3 protein-coding genes are annotated in these 2987 nt (G+C 61.2%); all 3 read right to left on the bottom strand.

The genetic code is table 11. From position 1 onward, the window contains the following. The coding region (locus AB4Z11_RS28100; RefSeq protein ID WP_442029120.1) for an ABC transporter ATP-binding protein at positions 1–1527 on the bottom strand (1527 nt) is incomplete at its 3' end. Position 1528: 1 nt separating this feature from the next. Then, positions 1529–2629 carry an ABC transporter permease gene (locus tag AB4Z11_RS28095; protein ID WP_442029119.1) on the bottom strand — a complete coding sequence of 367 codons (1101 nt, stop codon included), beginning with the start codon at positions 2627–2629 and terminating at the stop codon, positions 1529–1531. A 9-nt stretch (positions 2630–2638) separates the two neighbouring features. Then, on the bottom strand, positions 2639–2987 hold a 349-nt coding region (locus AB4Z11_RS28090; protein ID WP_442029118.1), incomplete at its 5' end, for an ABC transporter permease.

Below are 2987 nucleotides of genomic sequence, written 5' to 3'. Positions count from 1 at the left end.
GTCGTGTGAGATAAAGATGTAGGAAAGGCCAAACTCATCCTGCAGATCTTGCAGCAAATTCAGGACCTGGGCTTGTACCGACACGTCAAGCGCCGACACCGATTCGTCGCACACCAGTATCTCCGGCTTCATGGTCAGGCAGCGCGCAATTGCAATGCGCTGACGCTGGCCGCCGGAGAATTCATGCGGATAGCGGTGGTAGGCATGCGGCGGCAGGCCGACGCGCTCCAGCAGCTGCATGGCCATCTCGGTGCGTTCCCTGTCGTTGGCGCCGATCTTGTGCAGGCGCATTGGCTCCAGCAGGATCTGGCCCACCGTGAAGCGCGGGTTCAGCGAGGCATACGGATTCTGGAAAATGATCTGGATGCGGCGCTTGTAGTCCATATACTCCTTGGCCGGCATGGAAATCAAGTCCTTGCCTTCGAAAATGGCGCTGCCGCCCGTGGCCTGATGCAGGCGCAACAGGRTCAGGCCCATGGTCGATTTGCCGGAGCCAGATTCGCCCACCACGCCCAGCGTTTTGCCGCGTGGGAGCTTGAAGCTGACATCCTTCACCGCCTGGAACTCGCGCTTGCCGAACAGGCCTTCACTCAGCCAGAAGCTTTTCTTCAGATTGCGCACATCGAGCACGATCTCGTCGTCCGGCTTGTAGCCACGCTCGCGCTGCGGCAGGTCGATGCCGGTTTTGCCGTCCATGTAGTCGGCGATGACCGGCAGACGGATCGGACGCGCATCCAGCGAGGGACGGCAATGCAGCAGCGCGCGGGTGTAGTTGTCCTTGGGCGCGCTGAAGACGTCAGCGGCACTGCCCGTTTCGCGCACTTCGCCGTGGCGCATCACGATCACTTCGTCCGCGATCTCGCCCACCAGGCCCAGGTCGTGGGTGATGAACAGCACGGACATCTGGTGCTTCTTCTGCAAACCCGCAATCAGCTCCATGATCTGCTTCTGGATCGTGACATCAAGCGCGGTGGTCGGCTCGTCGGCAATCAGCAGCTTCGGTTCGCAGGCAATCGCCATCGCAATCATCACGCGCTGCTGCTGGCCRCCGGACATCTGGCCCGGATAGGCATCGATCTTCTTGTCCGGATCGGGAATACCCACTTCCGCCAGCAGCTCCAGCGTGCGCGCCCTCGCCTGCTTCTTGTTCATGCCCATGTGCTGGCGCAGCACTTCGCCGATCTGGAAGCCGACCGTGAACACCGGGTTCAGCGAGGACATCGGCTCCTGGAAGATCATCGAGATATCCTTGCCGCACATGGCGCGGCGCTCCGCGGTCGTCAGGTGCAGCACTTCGCGGCCGTCGAACAGCACACGGCTGTTCGGATCGATGATGGTGGTCAGCTCTGGCAGCAGGCCCATGACGGCCAGCGAACTGACCGACTTGCCGCTGCCCGATTCGCCCACCAGCGCCACCGTGGCATTGCGCGGGATGCTGAAGGAAATGCCCTTCACGGCTTCAAAAGTATTCTTCTTGTCGACCTTGAAGCTGACGCGCAGGTTCTGTACTTCTAAAAGCTTGTCCATGTCACTTCACTTTCGGATCGAGCGCGTCGCGCAGGGCATCGGTAAACAGCGAGAAGGCCGTGACCAGCACCGCCATCGCGACCGCGGCTGCCGTCAGCTGCCACCACTTGCCGAGAATGAGTTCGTTCTGCGCCTCGTTCAGCATGGAGCCCCAGGACACCACGCCCACCGGCACGCCAAAGCCGAGGAAGGACAAAATCACTTCCGCCTTGATGAAGCCCACAACAAGGATGGACATCTGCACCAGCGCCACGTGGCTCACGTTCGGGAAGATGTGCGAGAACATCTTGCGCCAGCTCGATGCGCCGATCGCGTCGGCCGCCATCACGTATTCGCGCGCCTTGTGCTTGATGTATTCGGCGCGGATCAGGCGGTACGGGCCGGTCCAGCCAGTCAGGCCGAGAATCAGCACGATGGTCAGCACACCCTTCTGCTGCAGCACCGCCGCCACCGTCAGGATCATCAGGATCGACGGGATCGACGTGAAGATGCTGTAAAACCAGTTGAAGAAGTCGTCCACCAGGCCGCCATAGAAGCCGGACACCGCACCGAACAAGGTGCCCAGCGCGACTGCAAGCAGTGCGGACACCAGTCCGACGATGATTGAGGTTTCCGCGCCCTTGACGGTTTTCCTGATGATGTCATGGCCCCATTTGTCGGCGCCAAACGGCAGCGAAGGCTTGCGTTCGATGTGGGCCTGGCGTTCGGTTTTCGCCATGCCTGCGCGCAGTTCCTTCATTTCAGAGGCCAGCGGGTCCTTCACGCCGTACATCTCCACATCCTGCGTGTGGCTGGCGGACATCTCGGATTTCAGTTCGCGGATATCGGCCGCCAGCGGATCGAATTCGTTCTCCGGCACGGCTTGCGTCGCTGCCGGCGTAGCGGCAATCAGCGGTTCGGCAGCAGCGCCTGTGAACGTCGGCGGTGCATAGTTGACGGCGACTTCGTCTTCCCAATCGGACGCGATCAGGCCGGAAGCGGACAGCACCARCAGCAAAAGGAAAGCGCCGACGATCGCCAGAGCCACCATGGCCACCCGGTCGGCGCGCAGGCGGCGCCAGGCGAGCGCCCACAGGCCGGGCGAAGCGTGAGTATCGTGCATCGTGAATCCTTACTTCAGTTGTACGCGCGGATCGACAGCCTGGTACAGCAGGTCGGTCAGCAGGTTGAATACCATGGTCGCGACGGCGACGTAGACAGTGATGGCTTTAATGACGGGGAAGTCCGAACGCTCCACTGCCAGAATCACTTCGCGCCCGATGCCGGGAATGCCGAAGAAGCGCTCCAGCAGGAAGGCGCCGATCAGCAGCGAAGGCAGGTTGGCCATCACATAGGTAATGATGGGAATCGATGCATTGCGCAGCACATGCACCCACATTACGCGCCGCTCGGACAAGCCTTTGGCACGCGCCGTACGCACATAATCCTGGTTCGCTTCATCCAGCACGAAGGTGCGGTAC

The organism is Pseudoduganella sp. RAF53_2, from assembly GCF_052113985.1.
Lineage (GTDB): Bacteria > Pseudomonadota > Gammaproteobacteria > Burkholderiales > Burkholderiaceae_D > Rugamonas.
The sequence above is the reverse complement of the archived record's forward strand: the minus strand, read 5'-3'. Positions and strand labels throughout refer to the sequence as shown.